At 51.1% G+C, this 3,107-nt stretch carries 1 rRNA gene; it reads right to left on the minus strand.

Annotated features, from left to right (window positions below):
• Positions 1 to 19: 19 nt before the first annotated feature.
• Positions 20 to 2,913: ribosomal RNA gene (locus BZL43_RS16420) — 23S ribosomal RNA — on the minus strand.
• Positions 2,914 to 3,107: the final 194 nt, after the last annotated feature.

The following is a 3,107-nucleotide window of genomic DNA, read 5'->3' on the forward strand; positions in this document are numbered from 1 at the left end:
CAAATTGCTTGGGTGTTATATGGTCAAGCCTCACGGGCAATTAGTATTGGTTAGCTCAACGCCTCACAGCGCTTACACACCCAACCTATCAACGTCGTAGTCTTCGACGGCCCTTCAGGGGACTCAAGGTCCCAGTGAGATCTCATCTTGAGGCTAGTTTCCCGCTTAGATGCTTTCAGCGGTTATCTATTCCGAACATAGCTACCCGGCAATGCCACTGGCGTGACAACCGGAACACCAGAGGTTCGTCCACTCCGGTCCTCTCGTACTAGGAGCAGCCCCTCTCAAATCTCAAACGTCCACGGCAGATAGGGACCGAACTGTCTCACGACGTTCTAAACCCAGCTCGCGTACCACTTTAAATGGCGAACAGCCATACCCTTGGGACCGGCTTCAGCCCCAGGATGTGATGAGCCGACATCGAGGTGCCAAACACCGCCGTCGATATGAACTCTTGGGCGGTATCAGCCTGTTATCCCCGGAGTACCTTTTATCCGTTGAGCGATGGCCCTTCCATACAGAACCACCGGATCACTAAGACCTACTTTCGTACCTGCTCGACGTGTCTGTCTCGCAGTCAAGCGCGCTTTTGCCTTTATACTCTACGACCGATTTCCGACCGGTCTGAGCGCACCTTCGTACTCCTCCGTTACTCTTTAGGAGGAGACCGCCCCAGTCAAACTACCCACCATACACTGTCCTCGATCCGGATAACGGACCTGAGTTAGAACCTCAAAGTTGCCAGGGTGGTATTTCAAGGATGGCTCCACGCGAACTGGCGTCCACGCTTCAAAGCCTCCCACCTATCCTACACAAGCAAATTCAAAGTCCAGTGCAAAGCTATAGTAAAGGTTCACGGGGTCTTTCCGTCTAGCCGCGGATACACTGCATCTTCACAGCGATTTCAATTTCACTGAGTCTCGGGTGGAGACAGCGCCGCCATCGTTACGCCATTCGTGCAGGTCGGAACTTACCCGACAAGGAATTTCGCTACCTTAGGACCGTTATAGTTACGGCCGCCGTTTACCGGGGCTTCGATCAAGAGCTTCGCGTTAGCTAACCCCATCAATTAACCTTCCGGCACCGGGCAGGCGTCACACCCTATACGTCCACTTTCGTGTTTGCAGAGTGCTGTGTTTTTAATAAACAGTCGCAGCGGCCTGGTATCTTCGACCGGCGTGGGCTTACGCAGTAAATGCTTCACCCTCACCGGCGCACCTTCTCCCGAAGTTACGGTGCCATTTTGCCTAGTTCCTTCACCCGAGTTCTCTCAAGCGCCTTGGTATTCTCTACCCAACCACCTGTGTCGGTTTGGGGTACGGTTCCTGGTTACCTGAAGCTTAGAAGCTTTTCTTGGAAGCATGGCATCAACCACTTCGTGTTCTAAAAGAACACTCGTCATCAGCTCTCGGCCTTGGAATCCCGGATTTACCTAAGATTCCAGCCTACCACCTTAAACTTGGACAACCAACGCCAAGCTGGCCTAGCCTTCTCCGTCCCTCCATCGCAATAACCAGAAGTACAGGAATATTAACCTGTTTTCCATCGACTACGCTTTTCAGCCTCGCCTTAGGGACCGACTAACCCTGCGTCGATTAACGTTGCGCAGGAAACCTTGGTCTTTCGGCGTGGGTGTTTTTCACACCCATTGTCGTTACTCATGTCAGCATTCGCACTTCTGATACCTCCAGCAAGCTTCTCAACTCACCTTCACAGGCTTACAGAACGCTCCTCTACCGCATCACCCGAAGGTGATACCCGTAGCTTCGGTGTATGGTTTGAGCCCCGTTACATCTTCCGCGCAGGCCGACTCGACTAGTGAGCTATTACGCTTTCTTTAAAGGGTGGCTGCTTCTAAGCCAACCTCCTAGCTGTCTAAGCCTTCCCACATCGTTTCCCACTTAACCATAACTTTGGGACCTTAGCTGACGGTCTGGGTTGTTTCCCTTTTCACGACGGACGTTAGCACCCGCCGTGTGTCTCCCATGCTCGGCACTTGTAGGTATTCGGAGTTTGCATCGGTTTGGTAAGTCGGGATGACCCCCTAGCCGAAACAGTGCTCTACCCCCTACAGTGATACATGAGGCGCTACCTAAATAGCTTTCGAGGAGAACCAGCTATCTCCGAGCTTGATTAGCCTTTCACTCCGATCCACAGGTCATCCGCTAACTTTTCAACGGTAGTCGGTTCGGTCCTCCAGTCAGTGTTACCTAACCTTCAACCTGCCCATGGATAGATCGCCCGGTTTCGGGTCTATTCCCAGCGACTAGACGCCCTATTAAGACTCGCTTTCGCTACGCCTCCCCTATTCGGTTAAGCTCGCCACTGAAAATAAGTCGCTGACCCATTATACAAAAGGTACGCAGTCACCCAACAAAGTGGGCTCCCACTGCTTGTACGCATACGGTTTCAGGATCTATTTCACTCCCCTCTCCGGGGTTCTTTTCGCCTTTCCCTCACGGTACTAGTTCACTATCGGTCAGTCAGTAGTATTTAGCCTTGGAGGATGGTCCCCCCATATTCAGACAAAGTTTCTCGTGCTCCGTCCTACTCGATTTCATGGCCAAGAGACTTTCGCGTACAGGGCTATCACCCACTATGGCCGCACTTTCCAGAGCGTTCCGCTAATCTCAAAGCCACTTAAGGGCTAGTCCCCGTTCGCTCGCCACTACTAAGGGAATCTCGGTTGATTTCTTTTCCTCAGGGTACTTAGATGTTTCAGTTCCCCTGGTTCGCTTCTTAAGCCTATGTATTCAGCTTAAGATACCTAACTTATGTTAGGTGGGTTCCCCCATTCAGACATCTCCGGATCAAAGTCTGTTTGCCGACTCCCCGAAGCTTTTCGCAGGCTACCACGTCTTTCATCGCCTCTGACTGCCAAGGCATCCACCGTATGCGCTTCTTCACTTGACCATATAACCCCAAGCAATCTGGTTATACTGTGAAGACGACATTCGCCGAAAATTCGATATTTGCTCAAAGAGCAACTCACAAATTTTACCTTAGCCTGATCCACCACCAGTGAAAGTGGCGTTCAGTCTATCTTTCTATCACATACCCAAATTTTTAAAGAACGATCTAATCAAAAGACTAGAAATCAATATTCA

Source organism: Pseudomonas sp. PICF141, from assembly GCF_002286815.1.
Classification (GTDB): domain Bacteria; phylum Pseudomonadota; class Gammaproteobacteria; order Pseudomonadales; family Pseudomonadaceae; genus Aquipseudomonas.